We start from the raw sequence: 22,921 nt of genomic DNA, 5'->3' as shown, positions 1-22,921 counted from the left end.
CAGCACTTACCAGCAGATGCCTTCGGTACGGCTGGTGGCGCAGGTCGGTTTGCTCATGAAGCCGACCAGGTCGATCACGTGCTTGCCGGCCGGCGCTTGCTGGGCCAGTGCACGGAACTGCTCGTCACGGTTGCCCAGGACGATGATGTCGGCGTTGTCGATCACCTTCTGGAAGTCGGCGTTGAGCAGCGACGACACGTGCGGGATCTTCGACTCGATGTAGTCCTTGTTGGCGCCGTGGACGCGGGCGTACTGGACGTTCTCGTCGTAGATGTCCAGCTGGTAGCCCTTGCCGATCAGGCGTTCGGCCAGTTCCACCAGCGGGCTTTCACGCAGGTCGTCGGTGCCGGCCTTGAAGCTCAGGCCGAGCAGGGCGACCTTGCGCTTGTCGTGGGCTTCGATCAGCTCGAAGGCGTTCTGCACCTGCGATTCGTTGCTGCGCATCAGCGAGTCGAGCAGCGGAGCGCGTACATCGAGGCTGGAGGCGCGATAGGTGAGGGCGCGTACGTCCTTGGGCAGGCACGAGCCGCCGAAGGCGAAGCCAGGGCGCATGTAGTACTGGGACAGGTTCAGCACTTTGTCCTGGCAGACCACGTCCATCACGTCACGGCCATCCACGCCTACGGCCTTGGCAATGTTGCCGATCTCGTTGGCGAAGGTGACCTTGGTGGCGTGCCACACGTTGCAGGTGTACTTGATCATCTCGGCCACTTCGATCGGCTTGCGGATGATCGGTGCGTCGAGCTCTTCGTACAGGGCCTGCAGGATGTCGCCGCTGGCGGTGTCCAGTTCGCCGATGACGGTCATCGGTGGCTGGTCGTAGTCCTTGATCGCGGTGCTTTCACGCAGGAATTCCGGGTTGACCGCAACGCCGAAGTCGACGCCGGCTTTCTTGCCCGAGCAGTCTTCGAGGATCGGGATCACCACGTTCTTCACGGTACCCGGCAGCACGGTGCTGCGTACCACGATGGTGTGGCGGCGCTCGCTGTCACGCAGCACGTAGCCGATTTCGCGGCACACCGACTCGATGTACTCGAGGCCCAGGTCGCCGTTCTTCTTGCTTGGGGTACCCACGCAGATCATCGATACGTCGCTGGCACGGATGGCTTCGGCGAAATCGGTAGTACCGCGCAGGCGGCCGTTGGCGATGCCCTGTTGCAGCAGTGCTTCCAGGCCAGGTTCGACGATGGGCGACTTGCCCTGATTGATCAGGTCGATCTTGGTGCTGGACACATCCACACCGATCACTTCATGGCCTCGCGCCGTCAGGCAGCCTGCACAGACCGCACCCACATAACCCAAACCAAAGATGCTGATACGCATCGCTATCACCTCATGTGTTTATCACGCCGGCGCCTCCGGAGAGAGCCGGACTGGGTTGATTAACAACAGTTTTCGGGCGCACGGATCCATGGCGAAATGCACACTTCGCCGAGCGCAGGCAAAATAAATCCGGAGCGCAAAAAGTTATGCACTCAAATGTGGCAGTAAAAAGCCATTAATTAAAAAACGTGCCCTGGAATGCAGCCGTCTTTATTGCAAGGCGCTACGTGGCGCTTTGCTGTGCTTGTTTTTTCAAGTGGAAAAATCCTTTGAAATCAACCACTAGGACGAATTGAAAGGGACGCGTCTCTCCTGCATGGACAGGGTCTTCGGGGGTTGCCCGTCATACCTGTCGAAGTTGTTGGGGCTGGTAGTGGATACCTGCCGTTGTCATCTGTAAGTCATCTCTCACAGCCCGGGGGCAGGAAAATCGTTACGGCACTATGAGCGATTCGTCGTAGCAGAAGTTCCGGGGTGGGTTCGGCGTGGATGAAAGATTTCTAAATATTTTTTCAGTGGCAGACAATTTCAATCTGATAGCACACGGGTGTTTTGTCCCTATATATAAAGGGCGAAACTGTTGCGAGATATTTTTATGCCAGCATCGAAAAATATTTTGAAAAATTCGTCAAAAAAGCTACGAACGGTCTTATGGCGTTTGGCTATAAGTTGCGGTGTGTCGATTTTTTGGCGTCGGATTTGTGGCGTAATGGCGCTTTGCGTCGTGCCCTGTTGCGGGGCGGAGGGGGTAAGTAGGGGGCGCTTTTTGTTGGAGCGGCCTTGTGTCGCGAAAGGACCGCGCAGCGGCCCCAGGATTTCAGCATCAAAGCAGAAATTGCCGGGGCCGCTATGCGGCCCTTTCGCGACACAAGGCCGCTCCTACAAGGGATTGTGTATTGCCTGACTATTCGGAAGGATGATCCCGCAGGAACACCAGGTGGTCCGGCTTCGACTGTTCGGCACTGTAGTAGTACCCCTGCTCATCGAATTGCTTGAGCTGCTCCGGGTCGCTGATGCGCTGCTGGATGACGAAGCGGCTCATCATGCCGCGGGCTTTCTTGGCGTAGAAGCTGATGATCTTGTACTGGCCGTTCTTCAGGTCCTTGAAGTCGACGTTGATCACCCGGGCCTTCAGCGCGCTGCGTTTCACCGCGCTGAAATACTCGTTGCTGGCCAGGTTCAGCAGCACGTCATCGCCCTGTTCGGCCAGGGCCTGGTTCAGCCATTCGCTGATGCGCGTGCCCCAGAAGGCGTACAGGTCCTTGCCGCGGGCGTTGGCCAGCTTGGTGCCCATTTCCAGGCGGTAGGGTTGCATCAGGTCGAGCGGGCGCAGCAGGCCATACAGGCCCGAAAGCATGCGCAAGTGCTGCTGGGCGTAGCTGAAATCGTCCTCGCAAAGGCTTTCGGCGTCGAGGCCGGTATACACGTCACCCTTGAACGCCAGCAGCGCCTGCTTGGCATTGGCGGGGGTGAAGTCCGGGGTCCAGCTGCCGAAGCGCGCGGCATTCAGGCCGGCGAGCTTGTCGGACAGGTGCATCAGTTCGCTGATCTGCGCCGGCGACAGGTCGCGCAGCTGCTGGATCAGCTCCTGGGAGTCGTCCAGGTACTGGGGCAGGGTGAAACGCTCGGTCACCGGCGGGGTGTCGTAGTCGAGGGTCTTGGCGGGGGAAATCACCGTCAGCATCGGGTCGGCTCCTGGCATCGTTGGCCGGGAATTCTACGGGCTGGACGGTGCAAGTCCAAACTATGGCGACTATAGTCACAGACCATGGCCGGTGCAGAGGCTATAGTGCGCGTTTCGCCGTTGCGGAGCCTTCAACCGTGCGTATTGCCTCTGCCTTGCTGGCCGCTCTGCTGAGCCTGGCCGTGCAAGCCGCCCCTTCACCCCAGGTGAGCCTGGACCGCAGCCTGTGGCCCGAAAAGCTGGACAGCCCGGCGTTGTTCGATGTGGCCTCGCGGGCCGAGATCCTCTCGTTCGCCCAGGTGCTGCACGAAAGCGAACTGCTGGACGACGCGGCGCTGGCGGCACGCTTGGGGCTACGGCAAGTCAACCTGCAGAAGGTGCGCCTGGTGCGGGCGCGCATGTGGCAGCGGTTATGGGAAGGTTATCAACAGGCGCAGCGCAGTTGCGAGCAGGATGCGTCGTTCTGCTACCCGGTGACGTCGATGGCGGAGTTGCGTACGCAAGCGGCGACGTTCGCTGCCGATGTCGGCACTTTCTACACCGATTGGATCGAGCCGAGCCACCAGTTCCATGTGCGTTACCTGGACGAACAACTGCGCAAGGCGGCGTTGCTGCCGCAGACCAGCAGCGAGGTGGAGCGGCTGTCCTCACGCGAGCGCAATGGGGATGAACTGAACGACCGCATGTTCCTGCTGACCTTCGTCGGCGGGCCCGGGCCGGATGGCGGCAGTACCGACCTGCTGGCTGATTACCTGCGCCGGCAAAAGCTTGAAGGCACGTTCTTCGTGCTCGGCAACCGCCTGCAGCAACGGCGCGACGCCGGGGCGGCAGATGCCTTGCGCCAGCTCTATGGCGGGCAGTGCGTGGGGATACAGGGTTGGGAGTACCGCTCCCATGCGCAGTGGACAGGCTGGCAGGACTCGCTGCGGCGTAGCCAGGCGCGGGTGCAGGCCGACCTGCCGGAGCAGTATGTGCCGTTGTTTCGCCCGCCTTACGGGCAGCGTCGGGCCGATGGCGAGGCGTTCATGGCCAGCCAGCAGTTGCAGGTATCGTTGTGGGACATCGATGCCCAGGATGATGGCGCACTGAGCGCCGAGGCCTCTGCCCAGCGGGTGCTGACCTTGATGTTGCTGTGGCGCAAGGGGGTGATCCAGTTCCATGACAGCCTGCCCAAGGCGCAGCCTGCGGTGGAGTGGTTGTTGCGCAATACGGCGCAGAGCGGGATTGGTTGGGAAGATTGCCAAGCTTATGGCTTGAGGGGGTAGGGGGCCGCTTTGCGGCCCATCGCGACGCAAGGCCGCTCCTACAAGGTCACGCGATGCCTGTAGGAGCGGCCTTGTGTCGCGATCGGGGTGCGAAGCGCCCCTCAGCAATGCCAGCCTGATTTTTGACTGTAGTCCTCACGCGCCCCCTCGCCAACCCCTGTTCGTCATTTGGAAAAATAAACTTCACCTGCACGTAAAAAGACTTTTTTTAGTCATCATTTTTGCGGTATGAAGAAACCAGACAGCCGATTCCTGCAGCACAGGTGGCGTCATCCAGGCCCACCTAGCCAGGTTCGCTTCCCGCCCGTAACAACGCGGATACGGGGACAGCGGCAGTCACTCTGCGGCGTAACAGACCACGCCGTGTGGCTTCGACATAAGGTGACCGAGTATGGATGACCAAGGACGCAACCCTTCCTCCAGCAAGCCTATCCTGTATGTGCTCGATACCAACGTCCTGATTCACGACCCCAACGCGTTACTGAACTTCGAGGAGCACCATGTCGCCATCCCGATGACGGTGCTGGAGGAACTCGACAAGCTCAAGACCGGCAAACAGACCATCGCCGCCGAATGCCGCCAGGCCATTCGGCTGATCGACCAGACCCTTGGTGACGCCTCGCCCAGCGATGTCGAGCAGGGCGTGCCGATCCAGCGTGGCAAGAGCGGGCCCAAGGGCTTCCTGTCCATCCTGATGACTCCGCGCAACGAGCCGAACAAGCTGCTGCCGGAAAACCTCAACGACAACATCATCATCAACCAGTTGCTCGAAGTACGGGCCCGGCGCACCGACCTGGACGTTGTGCTGGTCACCAAAGACATCAACATGCGCCTGAAGGCGCGTGCCTGTGGCATCGCGGCCGAGGACTACAGCACCGACCAGCTGGTCGATGACGTGTCCTTGCTGTCCAAGGGCTACCATTCGGTCACCGGCTCGTTCTGGGACCGGGTGAGCAAGGTCGATACCCGCCAGGAGCGTGGCCGCACCTGGCACCGCGTGCAATTGATCGACAACCTGCCGGCGGTTCACGTCAACGAGTTCATCATCGATGAACAGGGCTTCGTCGGCTGGATCAAGGGTATTCGCAACGATGAGCTGCTGTTGCTCGACCTGCACCAGGAACCGCTGCTGCACCAGGAAGCCTGGGGCCTTAAGCCGCGTGACATCCACCAGAGCCTGGCGCTGTTCGCCCTGCTCGACCCGGATATCCACCTGGTCAACCTGACCGGCGCCGCCGGTTCCGGCAAGACCATCCTGGCCCTGGCCGCGGCCATCGAACAGACCATGGTCAGCAAGCGCTACCGGCGCATCATCGCCACCCGCAGCGTGCAGGGGCTGGACCAGGAGATCGGCTTCCTGCCGGGCACCGAGGCCGAGAAGATGGAACCCTGGCTGGGCGCCATCACCGACAACCTCGAAGCCTTGCACATGGATGACGAGAGCACCCATGGCAGCGTCGAGTACATCCTCGAGCGCGTGCCGTTGCAGTTCAAGTCGCTGAACTACATCCGTGGCCGTAGCTTCCAGCAGAGCCTGATCCTGATCGACGAGTGTCAGAACCTGACGCCGCACCAGATGAAAACCATCATCACCCGTGCCGGCTCCGGGTCCAAGGTGGTCTGCCTGGGCAACCTGGCGCAGATCGACACCCCCTACCTGTCCGCGACCAGCTCGGGCCTGACCTACCTGACCGAGCGCTTCAAGGACTTCCCCCATGGCGTGCACATCACCCTGCAGGGCGTGCCACGCTCGGTGCTGGCCGAGTACGCCGAGTCGCATCTGTAACCCTCTTCGCCGGGCGGTTCGCCGCCCGGCCTTTTCGCGGGCACGGTTGACGCACCCCTCTGCTCAAACCTGACTCACAGGTTTACACTGCAAGTTCCCTTCACAGGAGCAGAGCAGTGCTGACACATCTTGATTCCCAGGGGCGGGCCAACATGGTCGACGTCACTGAAAAGGCCGTGACCGAGCGCGAGGCCACCGCCGAGGCGCGGGTGCGCATGTTGCCGCAGACCTTGCAGATGATCGTCGACGGTGAACACCCCAAGGGCGACGTGTTCGCCGTGGCGCGCATTGCCGGGATCCAGGCGGCGAAGAAGACCAGCGACCTGATCCCGCTGTGCCACCCATTGATGCTGACCAGCGTCAAGGTCGAGCTCAGCGCCGAGGGGCAGGACGCCGTGCGTATCGTCGCCCGCTGCAAGCTGGCCGGGCAGACCGGCGTGGAGATGGAGGCGCTGACCGCCGCCAGCGTTGCCGCGCTGACGATCTATGACATGTGCAAGGCTGTGGATAAAGGTATGGTCATCGAGCAGGTGCGCCTGCTGGAAAAACTCGGTGGCAAGAGCGGCCACTACAAGGTGGAGGCGTGATGAAGGTCAAGGTGATGTACTTCGCCCGTTACCGCGAACTGCTGGGCGTGGATGCCGAGCGGGTGGAGGGCGCGTTCACGGTGCTCGACGATGTGCGCCAAGCCCTGGTGGCCAAGGGCGGGCAGTACGAAGTGCTGGCCGAGCAGAACCTGATGTGTGCGCGCAACGAAGAACTGTGCAAGCTCGATGAGCCGCTGGAAGAGGGCGATGAAGTGGCGTTCTTCCCGCCGGTGACCGGAGGCTGAACATGGCTGTGCGAGTACAGGAGGGCGCGTTCGACCCGGGGGCCGAGACCAATGCCATGCACGCGGCGAATGTCGGCGTGGGCGCGGTGGTCGGTTTTGTCGGCTACGTGCGGGATTTCAACGACGGCCGCGAAGTGGCGGGGATGTTCCTCGAGCACTATCCGGGCATGACCGAAAAGGCCCTGGCCAAGATCGTTGTCGAGGCCGAGCAACGCTGGCCGCTGCTCAAGGTGGAGGTGCTGCACCGCATCGGTGCGCTGGAACCGGGCGAGCCGATCGTGTTCGTCGGTGTGGCCAGTGCCCATCGGCAGGCGGCGTTCGATGCCTGCAACTTCATCATGGACTACCTGAAAACCCGGGCGCCGTTCTGGAAGAAGGAAAATACCCAGGAAGGGGCACGGTGGGTGGAAGGGAAGCAGAGTGACCAGGATGCCGCTGGGCGCTGGTAGCCAAGGCTGCGCTGATTCCTTGTAGGAGCGGCCTTGTGTCGCGAAAGGGCCGCATGGCGGCCCCAGGATTTCAGCATTAATGCAGAGATTGCTGGGGCCGCGATGCGGCCCTTTCGCGACACAAGGCCGCTCCTACAGAGGGCAGGCCAGCGCTGATGAATCAGTGGTGCTTGCGCGGCACTGGCTTCAGCAGCTCATCCGGTGGCATTTCACACTTGATCTTGCGCCCCAGCAGCTCTTCGATCGCGGGCAGCTGGTACGAGTCATCCTCACCGGCAAAGCTGATCGACACACCACTGGTGCCCGCACGGCCTGTCCGGCCAATGCGGTGCACGTAGTCGTCCGGGTCTTCCGGCAGGGTGAAGTTGATCACGTGGCTGATGCCATCGATGTGAATGCCACGCCCCGCCACGTCGGTGGCCACCAGCACGGTGATGCGCCCTTCGCGGAAGTTCTCCAGGGTACGGATACGCTTGTGCTGCGGCACGTCGCCCGACAACTGCGCGGCATTGATGCCGTCGCGCACGAGTTTTTCCTCGATGCGCCGCACTTCGTCCTTGCGGTTGGCGAACACCATCACCCGTTCCCACTTGTTCTGGGTCACCAGGTTGTACAGCAGTTTGTACTTGTCGCTGCCGGCCACCGCATAGACGTGCTGCTCCACCGTTTCGCTGGCAACGTTCTCCGGCTCGATCTCGACGATGGCCGGGTTGGTGGTCCATTGCTTGGCCAGGTTCATCACATCGTCGGTGAAGGTGGCGGAGAACAGCAGGGTCTGGCGCTCGCTTTTCGGCGGCGTCTGGCGAATGATCTGGCGCACCTGGGGGATGAAACCCATGTCGAGCATGCGGTCGGCTTCGTCCAGCACCATCACCTCGACCATGTCCAGGTGCACCTCGCCGCGCTGGTTGAAGTCCAGCAGGCGGCCCGGAGTGGCCACCAGGATGTCGCAATGGCGCGCTTCCAGGGCCTTGAGCTGCTTGTCGAAGTCCATGCCGCCGACGAAGCTCATCACGTTCAGGCCGGTGTACTTGGTCAGGGCGATGGCATCCTTGGCGATCTGCACCACCAGCTCGCGGGTGGGCGCGATGATCAGCGCGCGTGGCTCGCCCATGTAGCGTTCCTTCGGCGGCGGCGTCTGCTGCAGCTGGGAAATGATCGAGATCAGGAACGCCGCAGTCTTGCCGGTACCGGTCTGGGCCCGGCCGATGGCGTCCTGGCCACGCAGGGTGTAACCCAGCACCTGTGCCTGGATCGGCGTGCAGTACGGGAAGCCCAGGTCGTGGATGGCGTGCATCACCTCGTTGGACAGCTTGAAGTCGTGGAAGCGAGTCTTGCCTTCCTGCGGCTCGACCACGAAGTCTTCCGGTTTCCACAGGCTGGCCTGCGGCTTGGGCTTGCGCTCGCGACGCGGTTTGTCCTTGGCCGGCTTGTCGGCGGCTGGCGTAACGGCGGCAGGCTGTTCGGCCTGTGGTGCTGGGGTGGCGCGTGGGGCGGCCGGTTTTGCCGCAGGCTGGGCCTCGCTGGCGGGTGCGGGCGCAGGCAGCGTCACGCTGGCAGCAGGAGCGACGGCCTGTGGCGCGGCGTCTCCCTTGCCGAAAATTTTCTTGAGTGCCTTGAGCACGATCGTCTCGTCAACTGGTTAAGGAATGTACGCCGGGCAGTGTAAAGCAAGATTCAGGCGCGGCGTAGTGGAATAGCCTTACAACTACAGGCGGCCCTGGCTTATTGCAATTGCTTGCTCAGCCAGTCGTGGATGTCGCTCAACTCTTCCACCACCACTTCATGTTCCATCGGGTATTCGTGCCAGCGGGCGGCGACGCCCCAGGTATTCAGGTACTCGAAGGCGGTGCGGCCCATGGAAGGGATCACCACCGGGTCGTGCACGCCGTGCAGGCACAGGGCCGGGGTGCGTTGCTGGCAGGCGCTCAACTGATGCTGGTCGTTGAAGGTGGGGGCGTAGGTGGACAGGGCGATCACGCCCCCCAGCGCTTCTTGCCACTTTATATAGGCAGTGTGCAGCACCACCGCGCCGCCCTGGGAGAAACCGGCCAGGAAGATCCGCGACAGGCTGATGCCTTTGGCCTGCTCGGCCTTGATCAGGGCAATGAGCTGCTCGGCCGATTCTTCCAGCTGCGCCTCGTCGATGGCACGGGCCGGGGTCATGGCCTTGATGTCGTACCAGCTGGGCATGGCGTAGCCGCCGTTGATGGTTACCGGGCGGGTTGGAGCCTGGGGCATGACGAAACGGGTGCTGAGCAGGCGCTCCTGCATGAATTCGGCCACTGGTAGGAAGTCGTAACGGTCGGCACCCAGGCCGTGCAACCAGATCACACAGGCATCGGCGGTTTTCTGCGGTTCGAGAATCAGCGGGTTGGTCATGACTGCTCCGAAAGTGTGCGGGTCTTGTTATGGCGTGCGTGAAAAGAAGGCGCTGGAAATGATTGTCGGAAAAAGAATGTCGCAACGATACAACTTTCCCTACTTGACGAGCGCTTAAACGCTACAGCCGTAAATTCTGGTACGCGCTTTGCAATTCAACCAATGATGCAAAGGGCAGGCCGTGACGGTAACACCCTTTGCACGCGAAGGCTGTCACAGAACAGTCCATTGCGCCATTGACCCAATAACAAGCCAATACGGGTCGGATACGCCTCAAAAGGGTGCGGTGCAATTCCGGCTCGATACAACAAGAGCGATTTGGAGGTTGTGAATGAAGATGTTGAAAACCACCCTGGCAGTCCTGACCGCTGCCGCCGCGCTGGGCGCCGTGAGCAACGCCCAGGCCGGCGCCACCCTCGATGCGGTAAAGAAGAAGGGCTTCGTCCAGTGTGGCGTGAGCGACGGTCTTCCAGGCTTCTCGGTACCTGATGCGCAGGGCAAGATCGTTGGTATCGACGCCGACGTGTGCCGCGCCGTGGCCGCCGCCGTGTTCGGCGACGCCACCAAGGTCAAGTTCAGCCAGCTCAACGCCAAGGAACGCTTCACCGCCCTGCAGTCGGGCGAAGTCGATGTGCTGTCGCGCAACACCACCTGGACCAGCTCGCGTGATGCCGGCATGGGCCTGGTATTCGCCGGTGTTACCTACTATGACGGCGTCGGTTTCCTGGTCAACAAGAAGCTGGGTGTTTCCAGCGCCAAGGAGCTCGATGGCGCGACCATCTGCATCCAGGCCGGTACCACCACCGAGCTGAACGTGTCGGACTTCTTCCGCGCCAATGGCCTGAAATATACCCCGATCACCTTCGACACCTCCGACGAAAGCGCCAAGTCGCTGGAGTCCGGCCGTTGCGACGTGCTGACCTCGGACAAGTCGCAGCTGTTCGCCCAGCGCTCCAAGCTGGCCGCGCCGACCGAGTACGTGGTACTGCCGGAAACCATCTCCAAGGAACCGCTGGGCCCGGTGGTGCGTAAAGGCGACGAGGAGTGGTTCAGCATCGTCAAGTGGACCCTGTTCGCCATGCTCAACGCCGAAGAGGCGGGCATCACCTCGAAGAACGTCGAGGCCGAGGCCAAAGGCACCAAGAACCCGGACGTCGCCCGCCTGCTGGGTGCGGACGGCGAGTACGGCAAGGACCTCAAGCTGCCCAAGGACTGGGTAGTGCAGATCGTCAAGCAAGTCGGCAACTATGGCGAAGTGTTCGAGAAGAACCTGGGCCAGGGCACCGACCTGAAGATCGACCGTGGCATGAACGCCCTGTGGAACAACGGCGGCATCCAGTACGCGCCACCTGTGCGCTGATGGCTGCACCCTGCGGCGGCATCCCGCCGCCGCAGGCTGTTCGAATCCCTACTGTCCGGGGCACTTCATGCAAAATCAAATCGGCGCACCCAAGGGCTTGTCCCTTAACGATCCGCGTGTGCGCGCGTGGCTGTTCCAGATTCTCACGATAGTCTTCGTGGTCGGTCTGGGCTGGTATCTGTTCCACAACACGCAAACCAACCTGCAACACCGGGGCATCACCTCGGGCTTCGACTTCCTCGACCGCAGTGCCGGTTTCGGCATCGCCCAGCATCTGATCCCCTACGTGGAATCCGACAGCTATGCGCGAGTGTTCGTCATCGGCCTGCTCAACACCCTGCTGGTGACCTTCATCGGCGTGGTGCTGGCGACCATTCTCGGCTTCATCATCGGTGTGGCGCGGTTGTCGCCGAACTGGATGATCAACAAGCTGGCGACCGTGTATGTGGAAACCTTCCGCAACATCCCGCCGTTGTTGCAGATCCTGTTCTGGTACTTTGCCGTGTTCCTGACCCTGCCGGGACCGCGGGGCAGCATCAATATCGACGACACCTTCTTCATCAGCAACCGTGGCCTGAACATGCCCGGCGCGTCCATGGCCGAAGGCTTCTGGCCGTTCGTCGTGGCCCTGGTCCTGGCGCTGCTGGCCATCGTGGCGATGGTGCGCTTTGCCAACAAGCGCTTCGACGAGACCGGCGTGCCGTTCCACAAGTTCTGGGTGGGGCTGGCGCTGTTCATCGCCATTCCGGGCGTTTGTGCACTGCTGTTCGGCAGCCCGGTGCACTGGGAAGTGCCGCAATTGAAAGGATTCAACTTCGTCGGTGGCTGGGTACTGATCCCCGAGCTGCTGGCGCTGACCCTGGCATTGACCATCTACACCGCTGCGTTCATCGCCGAGATCGTGCGCTCCGGTATCCGTTCGGTCAGCCATGGCCAGACCGAGGCCGCGCGCTCGCTGGGCCTGCGCGAGGGGCCGACCCTGCGCAAGGTGATCATCCCCCAGGCACTGCGGGTGATCATTCCGCCGCTGACCAGCCAGTACCTGAACCTGGCGAAGAACTCGTCGCTGGCGGCCGGTATCGGCTATCCGGAGATGGTCTCGCTGTTCGCCGGTACCGTGCTCAACCAGACCGGCCAGGCCATCGAGGTGATCGCCATCACCATGAGTGTCTATCTCGCCATCAGCATCAGCATTTCGCTGCTGATGAACTGGTACAACAAGCGCATTGCGCTGATCGAGCGGTGAGGATACGCCCGTGAATGCCCATGTTTTCAAACCCGACATGCCGCCACCGGTAAAAACCGTAGGCGTGCTCGCATGGATGCGTGCCAATCTGTTCTCCAGCTGGCTCAACACGCTGCTGACCCTGTTCGCCATCTACCTGGTGTGGCTGATCGTGCCACCGTTGCTGCAGTGGGCGTTGCTTGACGCCAACTGGGTCGGTACCACCCGCGCCGACTGCACCAAGGAGGGCGCCTGCTGGGTGTTCGTGCAGCAGCGCTTCGGCCAGTTCATGTATGGCTACTACCCGGCCGAGTTGCGCTGGCGCGTGGACCTGACCGTGTGGCTTGCCGTGCTCGGCGCCGCGCCGCTGTTCATCAAGCGTTTCCCGCGCAAGGCCTTCTACGGCCTGGGCTTCCTGGTGCTGTACCCGCTGCTGGCCTACGCCCTGCTGCACGGGGGCGTGCTGGGCCTGGAAAACGTACCGACCAGCCAGTGGGGCGGGCTGATGCTGACCCTGGTGATCGCCACCGTGGGCATTGTCGGCGCATTGCCGCTGGGCATCCTGTTGGCCCTGGGCCGGCGCTCGAAGATGCCGGCGGTGAAGGTGGTGTGCGTGACCTTCATCGAGTTCTGGCGCGGCGTGCCACTGATCACCGTGCTGTTCATGTCATCGGTGATGCTGCCGTTGTTCCTGCCTGAGGGCATGAGCTTCGACAAGCTGCTGCGGGCGATGATCGGCGTGATCCTGTTCCAGTCGGCGTACATCGCCGAGGTGGTGCGTGGTGGCCTGCAGGCCATCCCCAAGGGCCAGTACGAAGCTGCCGCTGCCATGGGCCTGGGCTACTGGCGGGCGATGGGCCTGGTGATTCTGCCGCAGGCGCTCAAGCTGGTGATTCCCGGCATCGTCAACACCTTCATTGCCCTGTTCAAGGACACCAGCCTGGTGATCATCATCGGCCTGTTCGACCTGCTGAACAGCGTCAAGCAAGCCGCCGCCGACCCGGCCTGGCTGGGCATGGCTACCGAGGGCTACGTGTTCGCCGCCCTGGTGTTCTGGATTTTCTGTTTCGGTATGTCCCGCTACTCCATGCACCTGGAGCGCAAGCTGGACACTGGCCACAAGCGTTAGGAGTTTCGAAATGAGTGAAGCGATCAAGCAGCCTGCCGGCCCCGAAGGCATCATCCAGATGCAGGGCGTGAACAAGTGGTACGGCCAGTTCCATGTGCTCAAGGACATCAACCTGAACGTGCGCCAGGGCGAGCGCATCGTGCTGTGCGGGCCGTCCGGCTCGGGCAAGTCCACCACCATCCGTTGCCTCAACCGCCTGGAAGAGCACCAGCAGGGGCGCATCGTGGTCGATGGTGTGGAGCTGACCAACGACCTCAAGCAGATCGAGGCCATCCGCCGCGAAGTGGGCATGGTGTTCCAGCACTTCAACCTGTTCCCGCACCTGAGCATTCTGGAAAACTGCACCCTGGCGCCGATGTGGGTGCGCAAGATGCCGCGGCGCAAGGCCGAGGAAATCGCCATGCACTACCTGGAACGGGTGCGTATTCCGGAGCAGGCGCACAAGTACCCGGGGCAGTTGTCCGGTGGCCAGCAGCAGCGTGTGGCGATTGCCCGCGCGTTGTGCATGAAGCCGAAGATCATGCTGTTCGACGAACCGACCTCGGCGCTGGACCCGGAAATGGTCAAGGAAGTGCTCGATACCATGGTGGGCCTGGCCGAGGATGGCATGACCATGCTCTGCGTGACCCACGAGATGGGCTTTGCCCGGACCGTGGCGAACCGGGTGATCTTCATGGACAAGGGCGAGATCGTCGAGCAGGCGGCGCCGGATGACTTCTTCGACCGGCCACGCAGTGACCGGACCAAGTTGTTCCTGAGCCAGATCCTGCATTGATGCAAAAGGGGCCGCTTTGCGGCCCATTCGCAGCACAAGGCTGCTCCTACAAGGGAAATGCGATCTCCTGTAGGAGCAGCCTTGTGCTGCGAATGGGCTGCGAAGCAGCCCCAGAAACCCGATCGCGGCCTTACTTCTCTTCCTTGGCGACTGCCGGCGCCGGTGGCGGCCGCAGCCCCACCTCGGCGATCAGCTTCAACTGCTGCCCATTGCGCATCACCTCGATGGTGATCTTCTCGTTGGGCTTGATCCGCGCCACCTGGTTCATCGACTTGCGCCCGTCACCGGCCGGCTCGCCGTTGATGCTCAGGATCACGTCACCCAGCTGCAACCCGGCCTTTGCCGCCGGCCCTTCGCGGAAGATACCCGCCACCACGATGCCCGGGCGGTCCTTCATGCCGTACGATTCGGCCAGCTCCTGGCTCAGCGGCTGTACTTCGATACCCAGCCAGCCACGGATCACCTGGCCGTGCTCGATGATCGATTTCATCACCTCCAGTGCCAGTTTCACCGGGATGGCGAAGCCGATGCCCTGTGAACCGCCGGATTTGGAGAAGATCGCCGTGTTGATGCCGATCAGGTTGCCGTTGGCATCCACCAGCGCACCGCCGGAGTTGCCCGGGTTGATCGCGGCGTCGGTCTGGATGAAGTCTTCGTAGTTGTTCAGGCCCAGCTGGTTGCGGCCGGTGGCGCTGATGATGCCCATGGTCACGGTCTGGCCGACCCCGAACGGGTTACCGATGGCCAGCGAAACGTCGCCGATGTGAATGTTGTCGGAGCGGCCGATGGTGATCGCCGGCAGGCTCTTCAGGTCGATCTTCAGCACCGCCAGGTCGGTTTCCGGGTCGCTGCCGATGACCCGGGCCAGGGTCTCGCGGCCATCCTTCAGGGCCACGACGATCTGGTCGGCACCGCTGGTGACGTGGTTGTTGGTCAGCAGGTAGCCCTCGGGGCTCATGATCACCGCCGAGCCCAGGCTCGACTCCCAGCGGCGCTGCTTGGGCAGGTTGTCGCCGAAGAAACGGCGGAACTGCGGGTCTTCGAACAACGGGTGGGCGCTCTTGTTCACCACCTTGGTGGTGTACAGGTTGACCACCGTCGGGGCGGCCAGGGTCACGGCGTCGGCGTAGGATACCGGGCCCTGCATGATCCGCGAGGTCTGCGGCGCCTGTTGCAGGTTGACGTCCTGACTGGGCAGGCCCACCCATTCCGGGAAGCGCTGGATGATCAGCATGGCGATCAGTACGCCGGTAAGCAGGGGCCAGCCAAAATAACGCAAAGCCTTGAACATGAATGAATCCTGGAAAGGGCCGGGGGACGGTGACCGTGCGGTGGGGCATGAGCGCGCGCGATCATACACCGGTTCCCCCAGTGCCGGCGACGGCCCATAATGGCCGGCATTATACGGGCGTTGCATGGGCGTTGTGCCCGAGAAAAACGCAGATTTCGAGGAGATTTTCATGGCCGTCGCTCTGAACACCCTGGTCGAGGAAGCCGAGCGTTACCTGGGCAGCGCGAAGATCCAGGATTATTGCCCCAACGGCCTGCAGGTCGAAGGCCGGCCGCAGGTCAGCCGCATCGTCAGCGGCGTTACCGCCAGCCAGGCGCTGCTGGATGCGGCGGTCGCGGCCGAGGCCGACCTGGTGCTGGTGCACCATGGCTACTTCTGGAAGGGCGAGAATCCGTGCGTCACCGGTATCCGGCAGCGCCGGCTGAAGACCCTGTTGAACAACGACATCAGCCTGCTGGCGTTCCACCTGCCGCTGGATGTGCACCCGGACGTGGGCAACAACGTGCAACTGGCGCGGCAGCTGGACATTACTGTCGAAGGGCCGCTGGACCCGGAGAACCCCAAGGTAGTCGGCATGGTCGGCTCGCTGGCCGAGCCGATGACCGCCCGCGACTTCGCCCGGCGGGTGCGGGAGGTGCTGGGGCGTGAACCTTTGCTGGTCGAAGGTGAGCAGATGATCCGCCGGGTCGGCTGGTGCACCGGGGGCGGGCAGGGCTACATCGACACGGCGATCGCGGCCGGGGTGGACCTGTACCTGACCGGCGAGGCGTCGGAGCAGACCTACCATAGTGCCCGCGAGAATGGCGTCAGCTTCATTGCCGCCGGGCACCATGCCACCGAGCGGTATGGGGTACAGGCGCTGGGTGATTACCTGGCGCGGCGCTTTGCCGTGGAGCACCTGTTCATCGATTGCCCGAACCCTATCTGATCTTCGCGGGCGCGCCCGCTCCCCAAGGACTCCGCTGCACCTGTGGGAGCGGGCGTGCCCGCGAAGGGCCGCAGAGCGGCCCCAATTCCAGCCCAAACCCCCAGTCATATCGTTAGACTTTTTCGATCTAGCCAGCCTCCTAAATAGAAGCAGCCGCTGTGATAAAGTGGCTCGCTCGAACACGGCCCGCAGGCCGTCCATAAGATCGTTTTTCGTGAGTAGCCATGGTCGACAAACTGACGCACTTGAAACAGCTGGAGGCGGAGAGCATCCACATCATCCGCGAGGTGGCCGCCGAGTTCGACAACCCGGTGATGCTGTACTCGATCGGCAAGGATTCCGCCGTGATGCTGCACCTGGCGCGCAAGGCCTTCTTCCCGGGCAAGCTGCCGTTCCCGGTGATGCACGTCGACACCCAGTGGAAATTCCAGGAGATGTACAGCTTCCGCGACAAGATGGTCGAGGAAATGGGCCTGGAGCTGATCACCCACGTCAACCCTGAGGGTGTGGCGCAGGGCATCAACCCGTTCACCCATGGCAGCTCCAAGCACACCGACATCATGAAGACCCAGGGCCTGAAGCAGGCGCTGGACAAGCATGGTTTCGACGCCGCCTTCGGTGGTGCGCGCCGCGACGAAGAGAAATCGCGGGCCAAGGAGCGTGTGTACTCGTTCCGTGACAGCAAGCACCGCTGGGATCCGAAGAACCAGCGCCCGGAACTGTGGAACGTGTACAACGGCAAGGTCAACAAGGGCGAGTCGATCCGCGTCTTCCCGCTGTCGAACTGGACCGAGCTGGACATCTGGCAGTACATCTACCTCGAAGGCATCCCGATCGTGCCGCTGTACTTCGCCGCCGAGCGTGAAGTCATCGAGAAGAACGGCACCCTGATCATGATCGACGACGAACGCATCCTCGAACATCTCACCGATGAAGAGAAAGCGCGCATCGTCAAGAAGAAGGTGCGTTTCCGTACCCTCGGCTGCTACCCGTTGACGGGTGCTGTCGAGTCGGAAGCCGAGACCCTGACGGACATCATCCAGGAAATGCTCCTGACCCGTACGTCCGAACGCCAGGGCCGTGTCATCGACCACGATGGCGCCGGTTCCATGGAAGACAAGAAACGCCAAGGCTACTTCTAATTTCAGGGTTACTCCATGTCGCACCAATCTGATCTGATCAGCGAGGACATCCTCGCCTACCTGGCCCAGCACGAGCGCAAGGAACTGCTGCGCTTCCTGACCTGCGGCAACGTCGACGATGGCAAGAGCACCCTGATCGGGCGCCTGCTGCACGACTCGAAGATGATCTACGAGGACCACCTCGAGGCCATCACCCGTGATTCGAAGAAAGTCGGCACCACCGGCGAGGAAGTCGACCTGGCACTGCTGGTCGACGGCCTGCAGGCCGAGCGCGAGCAGGGCATCACCATCGATGTCGCCTACCGCTACTTCTCCACCGCCAAGCGCAAGTTCATCATTGCCGACACCCCGGGCCACGAGCAGTACACCCGCAACATGGCTACCGGCGCGTCCACCTGCGACCTGGCGATCATCCTGGTCGACGCCCGCTACGGCGTGCAGACCCAGACCCGCCGCCACAGCTACATTGCCTCGTTGCTGGGCATCAAGCACATCGTCGTCGCGGTCAACAAGATGGACCTCAAGGGCTTCGATCAGGGCGTCTTCGAGTCGATCAAGGCCGACTACCTGAAGTTCGCCGAAGCCATCAACCTGACCCCGAGCAGCCTGCACTTCGTGCCGATGTCGGCGCTCAAGGGCGACAACGTGGTCAACCACAGCGAGCGTTCGCCGTGGTACGCCGGCCCGACGCTGATGGAAATCCTCGAAACCGTCGAAGTGTCGGCCGACCGCAACTTCACCGACCTGCGCTTCCCGGTGCAGTACGTCAACCGTCCGAACCTGAACTTCCGTGGCTTCGCCGGCACCATCGCCAGCGGCGTGGTGCACAAGGGCGACGAAATCGTCGTGCTGCCGTCGGGCAAGAGCAGCCGCGTCAAGTCCATCGTCACCTACGAAGGCGAGCTGGAAAACGCAGGCCCTGGCCAGGCCGTGACCCTGACCATGGAAGACGAGATCGACATCTCCCGTGGCGACCTGCTGGTGCATGCCGACAACGTCCCGCCGGTCACCGACCAGTTCGACGCCATGCTGGTGTGGATGGCCGAGGAGCCGATGCTCCCGGGCAAGAAATACGACATCAAGCGCGCCACCAGCTACGTGCCGGGCTCGATTGCCAGCATCACCCACAAGGTCGATGTGAACACCCTGGAGCAGGGCGCTGCCAGCGCGCTGCAACTGAACGAGATCGGCCGCGTCAAGGTGTCTCTGGACGCCTCGATCGCCCTGGACGGTTACGACAGCAACCGCACCACCGGTGCGTTCATCGTCATCGACCGCCTGACTAACGGCACCGTCGGCGCCGGCATGATCATCGCCCCGCCAGTCCTGCCGCACGGCAGCACCGGCCATCATGGCAAGCTGTGCCATGTGGCCACCGAAGAGCGCGCCCTGCGCTTCGGCCAGCAGCCTGCGACCGTACTGTTCAGCGGCCTGTCCGGCGCTGGCAAGAGCACCCTGGCCTACGCCGTGGAGCGCAAGCTGTTCGACATGGGCCGTGCGGTGTACGTGCTCGACGGCCAGAACCTGCGCCACGACCTGAACAAGGGCCTGCCACAGGACCGCGCCGGCCGTACCGAAAACTGGCGCCGCGCCGCCCATGTGGCGCGCCAGTTCAACGAAGCCGGCCTGTTGACCCTGGCCGCGTTCGTGGCCCCGGATGCCGAAGGCCGCGAACAGGCCAAGGCGTTGATCGGCAAGGAGCGCCTGGTAACCGTTTACGTCCAGGCCTCGCCGCTGGCCTGCCGTGAGCGTGACCCGCAAGGCTTGTACGCTGCTGGTGGCGACAACATCCCGGGCGAAAGCTTCCCGTACGATGTGCCGCTGGACGCCGACCTTGTGATCGACACCCAGGCCACCAGCGTGGACGAGGGCGTGAAACAGGTGCTGGACGTGCTGCGTCAGCGTGGTGCGATCTAAGCGCTAGCCTGCAAGAAAAACCCCGCTTCGGCGGGGTTTTTTGTTTCTATGCCCGGCATGTGTACGCATTCCCTTGTAGGAGCGGCCTTGTGTCGCGATGGGGCGCGCAGCGGCCCCGGGAATTGAACTTCGCCGCTGATATCGGCAGGGCCGCGTTGCGGCCCGATCGCGACACAAGGCCGCTCCTGCAAGGATTGCGCAAGCTTTGGGGGCTTGAACAAGACAGTCCCGTTCAGATGTGTTTTTCCGACACCGGTATCACCCGCCGTTCCTTCACCGCCTTATAGGAAAAACTCGAGTAGATCTCCTTCACCCCCGGCAACCGCTGCAGCACTTCCCGGGTGAACTCGCCAAACGACTCCAGATCCCGCGCCAGAATCTCCAGCAAGAAGTCGTAGCGCCCGGAGATGTTGTGACAGGCGACAATCTCGGGAATTTCCATCAGCCGCTGCTCGAACGCCAGCGCCATGTCCTTGGTGTGCGAGTCCATCATGATGCTGACGAACGCGGTCACGCCAAACCCCAGCGACTTGGGCGAGAGGATGGCCTGGTAGCCGGTGATGTAGCCGTTGTCCTCCAGCAACTTGACCCGCCGCCAGCACGGCGAGGTGGTCAGCGCTACCTGGTCGGCAAGTTCGGCAACGGTGAGGCGGGCGTTGTCCTGCAGGGCAGCGAGCAGGGCGCGGTCGGTGCGGTCGAGGGTTGAAGGCATGTTTTGCCCTTCTGGTCCGGTAATTATTGTTTTTGTTCCAACAAGCACACGAAAGCGTGGGCCATTTTGGAAAAAATCGGGCAGCTCAGTGGCATAAGCTTATAGCAAACCACAAGAGGCTGTTGCCATGCGCGACTCCCATAACAACACCGGTTTTTCCACGCGGGCCATTCACCATGGCTACGACCCGCTTTCCCACGGTGGCGCCCTGGTGCCGCCGGTGTACCAGACCGCTACCTATGCCTTCCCCACCGTGGAATACGGCGCTGCCTGCTTCGCCGGGGAGGAGCCGGGGCATTTCTACAGCCGCATCTCCAACCCTACCCTGGCCCTGCTGGAACAGCGCATGGCCTCGCTGGAGGGCGGTGAGGCGGGGTTGGCATTGGCGTCGGGCATGGGGGCCATCACATCGACGATCTGGACCCTGCTGCGCCCCGGCGATGAGCTGATCGTCGGGCGTACTTTGTACGGCTGCACCTTTGCTTTCCTGCACCATGGCATTGGCGAATTCGGGGTGAAGATCCGCCATGTCGACCTGAACGACGCCAAGGCCCTGAAAGCGGCGATCAACAGCAAAACGCGGATGATCTACTTCGAAACGCCGGCCAACCCCAACATGCAGCTGGTGGATATCGCCGCGGTGGCCGAGGCGGTGCGCGGGCATGATGTGCATGTGGTGGTCGACAACACCTACTGCACGCCCTACCTGCAGCGGCCGCTGGAGCTGGGGGCGGACCTGGTGGTGCATTCGGCGACCAAGTACCTCAGTGGCCACGGTGATATCACTGCCGGGCTGGTGGTGGGACGCAAGGCGCTGGTCGACCGCATTCGCCTGGAAGGGCTGAAGGACATGACCGGGGCGGTGCTGTCGCCCCACGATGCGGCGCTGCTGATGCGCGGGATCAAGACCCTCGCCTTGCGCATGGACCGCCATTGCGCCAATGCCCTGCAGGTAGCGGAGTTTCTGGCCCGGCAGCCGCAGGTGGAGCTGATTCACTACCCGGGGTTGCCGTCGTTTGCCCAGTACGAGCTGGCGCAGCGGCAGATGCGTTTGCCGGGCGGGATGATCGCCTTCGAGCTCAAGGGTGGTATCGAGGCCGGGCGCAGGTTCATGAATGCCCTGCAACTGTTTGCCCGTGCGGTGAGCCTGGGCGATGCCGAGTCGCTGGCGCAGCATCCGGCGAGCATGACGCACTCCAGCTATACCGCGAAGGAACGGGCGCATCACGGGATATCGGAGGGGCTGGTGCGCCTGTCGGTGGGGCTGGAGGATGTGGAGGACCTGCTGGCGGATGTCGAGCAGGCATTGCGGCACCTGTAGGAGCGGCCTTGTGTCGCGAAAGGGGCGCGTAGCGGCCCCAGGATTTCAGCCAGCCTGCAAGATCGCCGGGGCTGCTGCGCAGCCCTTTCGCGACACAAGGCCGCTCCTACAAGGGATCGCGCCCAGGCAGGAAGACATGCCCACAAAAAAGGCCTCTTGCGAGGCCTTTTTCATGTTCGGCAGATCAGCGCTTGAGCCCGTAGCTCTCGTCGAGCATGCCCGGCGAGTTCGGCGCTTTCGGCGCGTAGTCGCGCGGCACTTCGGCAGTGTCCTTCGGCGGGGTCAGGCGGTCACGTGGGCCCTGGCTGCCTTCGGAATGCAGGGCGGCCAGCAGGCGCTGACGGGTCACATCGTCGAGGGCCAGGGTATTGGCGCCGTCGGCCAGGTGATCCTGGACGTCCTGATAGCTCTGGGTCAGTTTCTTGACCAGCACGGCGGTGCTGTTGAAGTGGGTGACCACTTCGTTCTGGTAGCTGTCGAAACGCTTCTGGATGTCATCCAGCTGACGCTGGGTGCTGCTCGGCGCGGCATTGGGCAGCAGGCGAGCGACGACGAAACCGACTACCACGCCGATGACCAGGGCCAGGGTCGGCAACAACCAAACAAGGAGCGAGAGTTCCACGAGTCCTTCCTCTATAAACGGCTTTGCTTTACGTTAACGGCTCAGACCTGCGCTGTATACCGCGAGCGATCGCAAATCAGAACAGAATTCCTCACCTAGACGAATCGACCCCTTCCGAGGTCACGGAGTAGTGCCTTGCTTGTCCGCGAAACCCCCTTGTTCATCGATGGCCCCAGCGGCCAGCTGGAAGCCTTGTACCTGGACGTGGCCAATGCACGTGGCGCGGTGCTGATCTGCCACCCCAACCCGGTCCAGGGTGGCACCATGCTCAACAAGGTGGTCTCGACCCTGCAACGCACCGCCCGCGACGCCGGCTACGTGACCCTGCGGTTCAACTACCGTGGCGTCGGGCAGAGCGCCGGCACCCATGACATGGGCGCTGGCGAGGTGGCCGATGCCGAGGCCGCTGCGGCCTGGCTGCGCGAAAAGCATCTGGGCCTGCCGCTGGTGCTGATGGGCTTCTCGTTCGGTGGCTTCGTCGCCACCAGCCTGGCCGGCCGCCTGGAGGCCGCCGGTGTAGAGCTGCAGCAGCTGTTCATGATCGCCCCGGCGGTCATGCGCCTGACGGCGGATTTCCCGCTGCCGCAGCGCTGCCCGCTCACCGTGGTGCAGCCGGACGCCGACGAAGTCGTCGCCCCGCAGCTGGTTTACGAATGGTCCGACAGCCTGTCGCGCCCCCATGAGCTGCTGAAAGTGGCAGAATGCGGACACTTCTTCCATGGCAAGCTGACCGATCTGAAGGATCTGCTGCTGCCGCGCCTTTCGAACTGAGCCAAGC

At 62.6% G+C, this 22,921-nt stretch carries 21 protein-coding genes; 14 read left to right on the top strand and 7 right to left on the bottom strand.

The features are described from left to right. Positions 1-6: 6 nt before the first annotated feature. Complete coding sequence (locus tag C163_RS21735) at positions 7-1,323, bottom strand: nucleotide sugar dehydrogenase (protein WP_025340579.1); 1,317 nt, start codon at positions 1,321-1,323, stop codon at positions 7-9. 904 nt (positions 1,324-2,227) lie between these two features. Continuing rightward, a complete protein-coding gene (gene yaaA / locus C163_RS21730; RefSeq protein ID WP_025340578.1) occupies positions 2,228-3,007 on the bottom strand; it encodes a peroxide stress protein YaaA in 780 nt (259 codons plus the stop codon). Positions 3,008-3,144: 137 nt separating this feature from the next. Between yaaA and C163_RS21725 the strand changes: the two genes are divergently transcribed. The 5 genes from C163_RS21725 to moaE all read left to right on the top strand — a co-directional run bounded on the left by C163_RS21725 (position 3,145) and on the right by moaE (position 7,339). Beyond that, complete coding sequence (locus tag C163_RS21725; protein ID WP_025340577.1) at positions 3,145-4,272, top strand: polysaccharide deacetylase family protein; 1,128 nt, start codon at positions 3,145-3,147, stop codon at positions 4,270-4,272. 391 nt (positions 4,273-4,663) lie between these two features. Further along, positions 4,664-6,058 carry a PhoH family protein gene (locus C163_RS21720; RefSeq protein ID WP_013974146.1) on the top strand — a complete coding sequence of 465 codons (1,395 nt, stop codon included), beginning with the start codon at positions 4,664-4,666 and terminating at the stop codon, positions 6,056-6,058. 116 nt (positions 6,059-6,174) lie between these two features. Next, complete coding sequence (gene moaC, locus C163_RS21715; protein ID WP_003251775.1) at positions 6,175-6,645, top strand: cyclic pyranopterin monophosphate synthase MoaC; 471 nt, start codon at positions 6,175-6,177, stop codon at positions 6,643-6,645. Then, positions 6,645-6,890 (top strand): molybdopterin converting factor subunit 1, encoded by a 246-nt coding sequence (gene moaD / locus C163_RS21710; RefSeq protein ID WP_025340576.1) that lies wholly within the window; start codon positions 6,645-6,647, stop codon positions 6,888-6,890. The genes moaC and moaD overlap by 1 nt, the downstream gene beginning before the upstream one ends. A 2-nt stretch (positions 6,891-6,892) precedes the next feature. Beyond that, the gene (gene moaE / locus C163_RS21705) at positions 6,893-7,339 is read left to right on the top strand and encodes a molybdopterin synthase catalytic subunit MoaE (RefSeq protein ID WP_025340575.1); all 447 of its coding nucleotides are present in this window, start codon (positions 6,893-6,895) and stop codon (positions 7,337-7,339) included. A gap of 160 nt (positions 7,340-7,499) precedes the next feature. Here the strand turns inward: moaE and rhlB are convergent, their stop codons facing one another. Continuing rightward, positions 7,500-8,963, bottom strand: coding sequence for an ATP-dependent RNA helicase RhlB (gene rhlB / locus C163_RS21700; RefSeq protein ID WP_025340574.1), 1,464 nt, complete (start codon positions 8,961-8,963; stop codon positions 7,500-7,502). Positions 8,964-9,064: 101 nt separating this feature from the next. Continuing rightward, the gene (locus C163_RS21695; RefSeq protein WP_025340573.1) at positions 9,065-9,721 is read right to left on the bottom strand and encodes an alpha/beta hydrolase; all 657 of its coding nucleotides are present in this window, start codon (positions 9,719-9,721) and stop codon (positions 9,065-9,067) included. A gap of 331 nt (positions 9,722-10,052) precedes the next feature. Between C163_RS21695 and C163_RS21690 the strand changes: the two genes are divergently transcribed. The 4 genes from C163_RS21690 to C163_RS21675 all read left to right on the top strand — a co-directional run bounded on the left by C163_RS21690 (position 10,053) and on the right by C163_RS21675 (position 14,210). After that, positions 10,053-11,081 carry an amino acid ABC transporter substrate-binding protein gene (locus C163_RS21690; RefSeq protein WP_015271736.1) on the top strand — a complete coding sequence of 343 codons (1,029 nt, stop codon included), beginning with the start codon at positions 10,053-10,055 and terminating at the stop codon, positions 11,079-11,081. Between the two features lie 67 nt (positions 11,082-11,148). Further along, entirely contained in the window at positions 11,149-12,327 is a 1,179-nt protein-coding gene (locus C163_RS21685; RefSeq protein WP_025340572.1) for an amino acid ABC transporter permease, read from the top strand. A 10-nt stretch (positions 12,328-12,337) separates the two neighbouring features. After that, positions 12,338-13,435, top strand: coding sequence for an amino acid ABC transporter permease (locus tag C163_RS21680; protein ID WP_025340571.1), 1,098 nt, complete (start codon positions 12,338-12,340; stop codon positions 13,433-13,435). Between the two features lie 10 nt (positions 13,436-13,445). Continuing rightward, positions 13,446-14,210, top strand: a complete 765-nt coding sequence (locus tag C163_RS21675; protein WP_003251792.1) for an amino acid ABC transporter ATP-binding protein — start codon at positions 13,446-13,448, stop codon at positions 14,208-14,210. A 130-nt stretch (positions 14,211-14,340) separates the two neighbouring features. Here C163_RS21675 and algW read toward each other — a convergent pair whose 3' ends face one another. Continuing rightward, complete coding sequence (gene algW / locus C163_RS21670; protein ID WP_025340570.1) at positions 14,341-15,501, bottom strand: Do family serine endopeptidase AlgW; 1,161 nt, start codon at positions 15,499-15,501, stop codon at positions 14,341-14,343. A 169-nt stretch (positions 15,502-15,670) separates the two neighbouring features. On the opposite strand from algW, the gene C163_RS21665 reads away from it, so the two are divergent. The 3 genes from C163_RS21665 (at position 15,671) to cysN (ending at position 19,488) form a co-directional block, all read left to right on the top strand. After that, positions 15,671-16,429, top strand: coding sequence for a Nif3-like dinuclear metal center hexameric protein (locus C163_RS21665; RefSeq protein WP_025340569.1), 759 nt, complete (start codon positions 15,671-15,673; stop codon positions 16,427-16,429). 224 nt (positions 16,430-16,653) lie between these two features. Next, positions 16,654-17,571 (top strand): sulfate adenylyltransferase subunit CysD, encoded by a 918-nt coding sequence (cysD, locus tag C163_RS21660; RefSeq protein ID WP_013974136.1) that lies wholly within the window; start codon positions 16,654-16,656, stop codon positions 17,569-17,571. A 15-nt stretch (positions 17,572-17,586) separates the two neighbouring features. Next, positions 17,587-19,488, top strand: coding sequence for a sulfate adenylyltransferase subunit CysN (gene cysN / locus C163_RS21655; RefSeq protein WP_025340568.1), 1,902 nt, complete (start codon positions 17,587-17,589; stop codon positions 19,486-19,488). 232 nt (positions 19,489-19,720) lie between these two features. On the opposite strand, the gene C163_RS21650 is transcribed toward cysN, so the two are convergent. Further along, on the bottom strand, positions 19,721-20,200 hold the full coding sequence (locus C163_RS21650) for an Lrp/AsnC family transcriptional regulator (protein ID WP_025340567.1): 480 nt from the start codon (positions 20,198-20,200) through the stop codon (positions 19,721-19,723). Positions 20,201-20,327: 127 nt separating this feature from the next. Here C163_RS21650 and C163_RS21645 point away from each other — a divergent pair, with 127 nt between their 5' ends. Further along, positions 20,328-21,521, top strand: coding sequence for a methionine gamma-lyase (locus tag C163_RS21645; RefSeq protein ID WP_025340566.1), 1,194 nt, complete (start codon positions 20,328-20,330; stop codon positions 21,519-21,521). Positions 21,522-21,705: 184 nt separating this feature from the next. On the opposite strand, the gene C163_RS21640 is transcribed toward C163_RS21645, so the two are convergent. After that, positions 21,706-22,143 (bottom strand): YhcB family protein, encoded by a 438-nt coding sequence (locus tag C163_RS21640; protein WP_025340565.1) that lies wholly within the window; start codon positions 22,141-22,143, stop codon positions 21,706-21,708. Positions 22,144-22,278: 135 nt separating this feature from the next. Here C163_RS21640 and C163_RS21635 point away from each other — a divergent pair, with 135 nt between their 5' ends. Further along, positions 22,279-22,914 carry an alpha/beta hydrolase gene (locus tag C163_RS21635; protein ID WP_025340564.1) on the top strand — a complete coding sequence of 212 codons (636 nt, stop codon included), beginning with the start codon at positions 22,279-22,281 and terminating at the stop codon, positions 22,912-22,914. Positions 22,915-22,921 lie beyond the last annotated feature (7 nt).

It is taken from the genome of Pseudomonas sp. FGI182, assembly GCF_000511325.1.
GTDB classification, from domain to species: domain Bacteria; phylum Pseudomonadota; class Gammaproteobacteria; order Pseudomonadales; family Pseudomonadaceae; genus Aquipseudomonas; species Aquipseudomonas putida_Z.
Note: the sequence above shows the minus strand (reverse complement) of the source record. Positions and strands in the feature narration are given on the sequence as shown.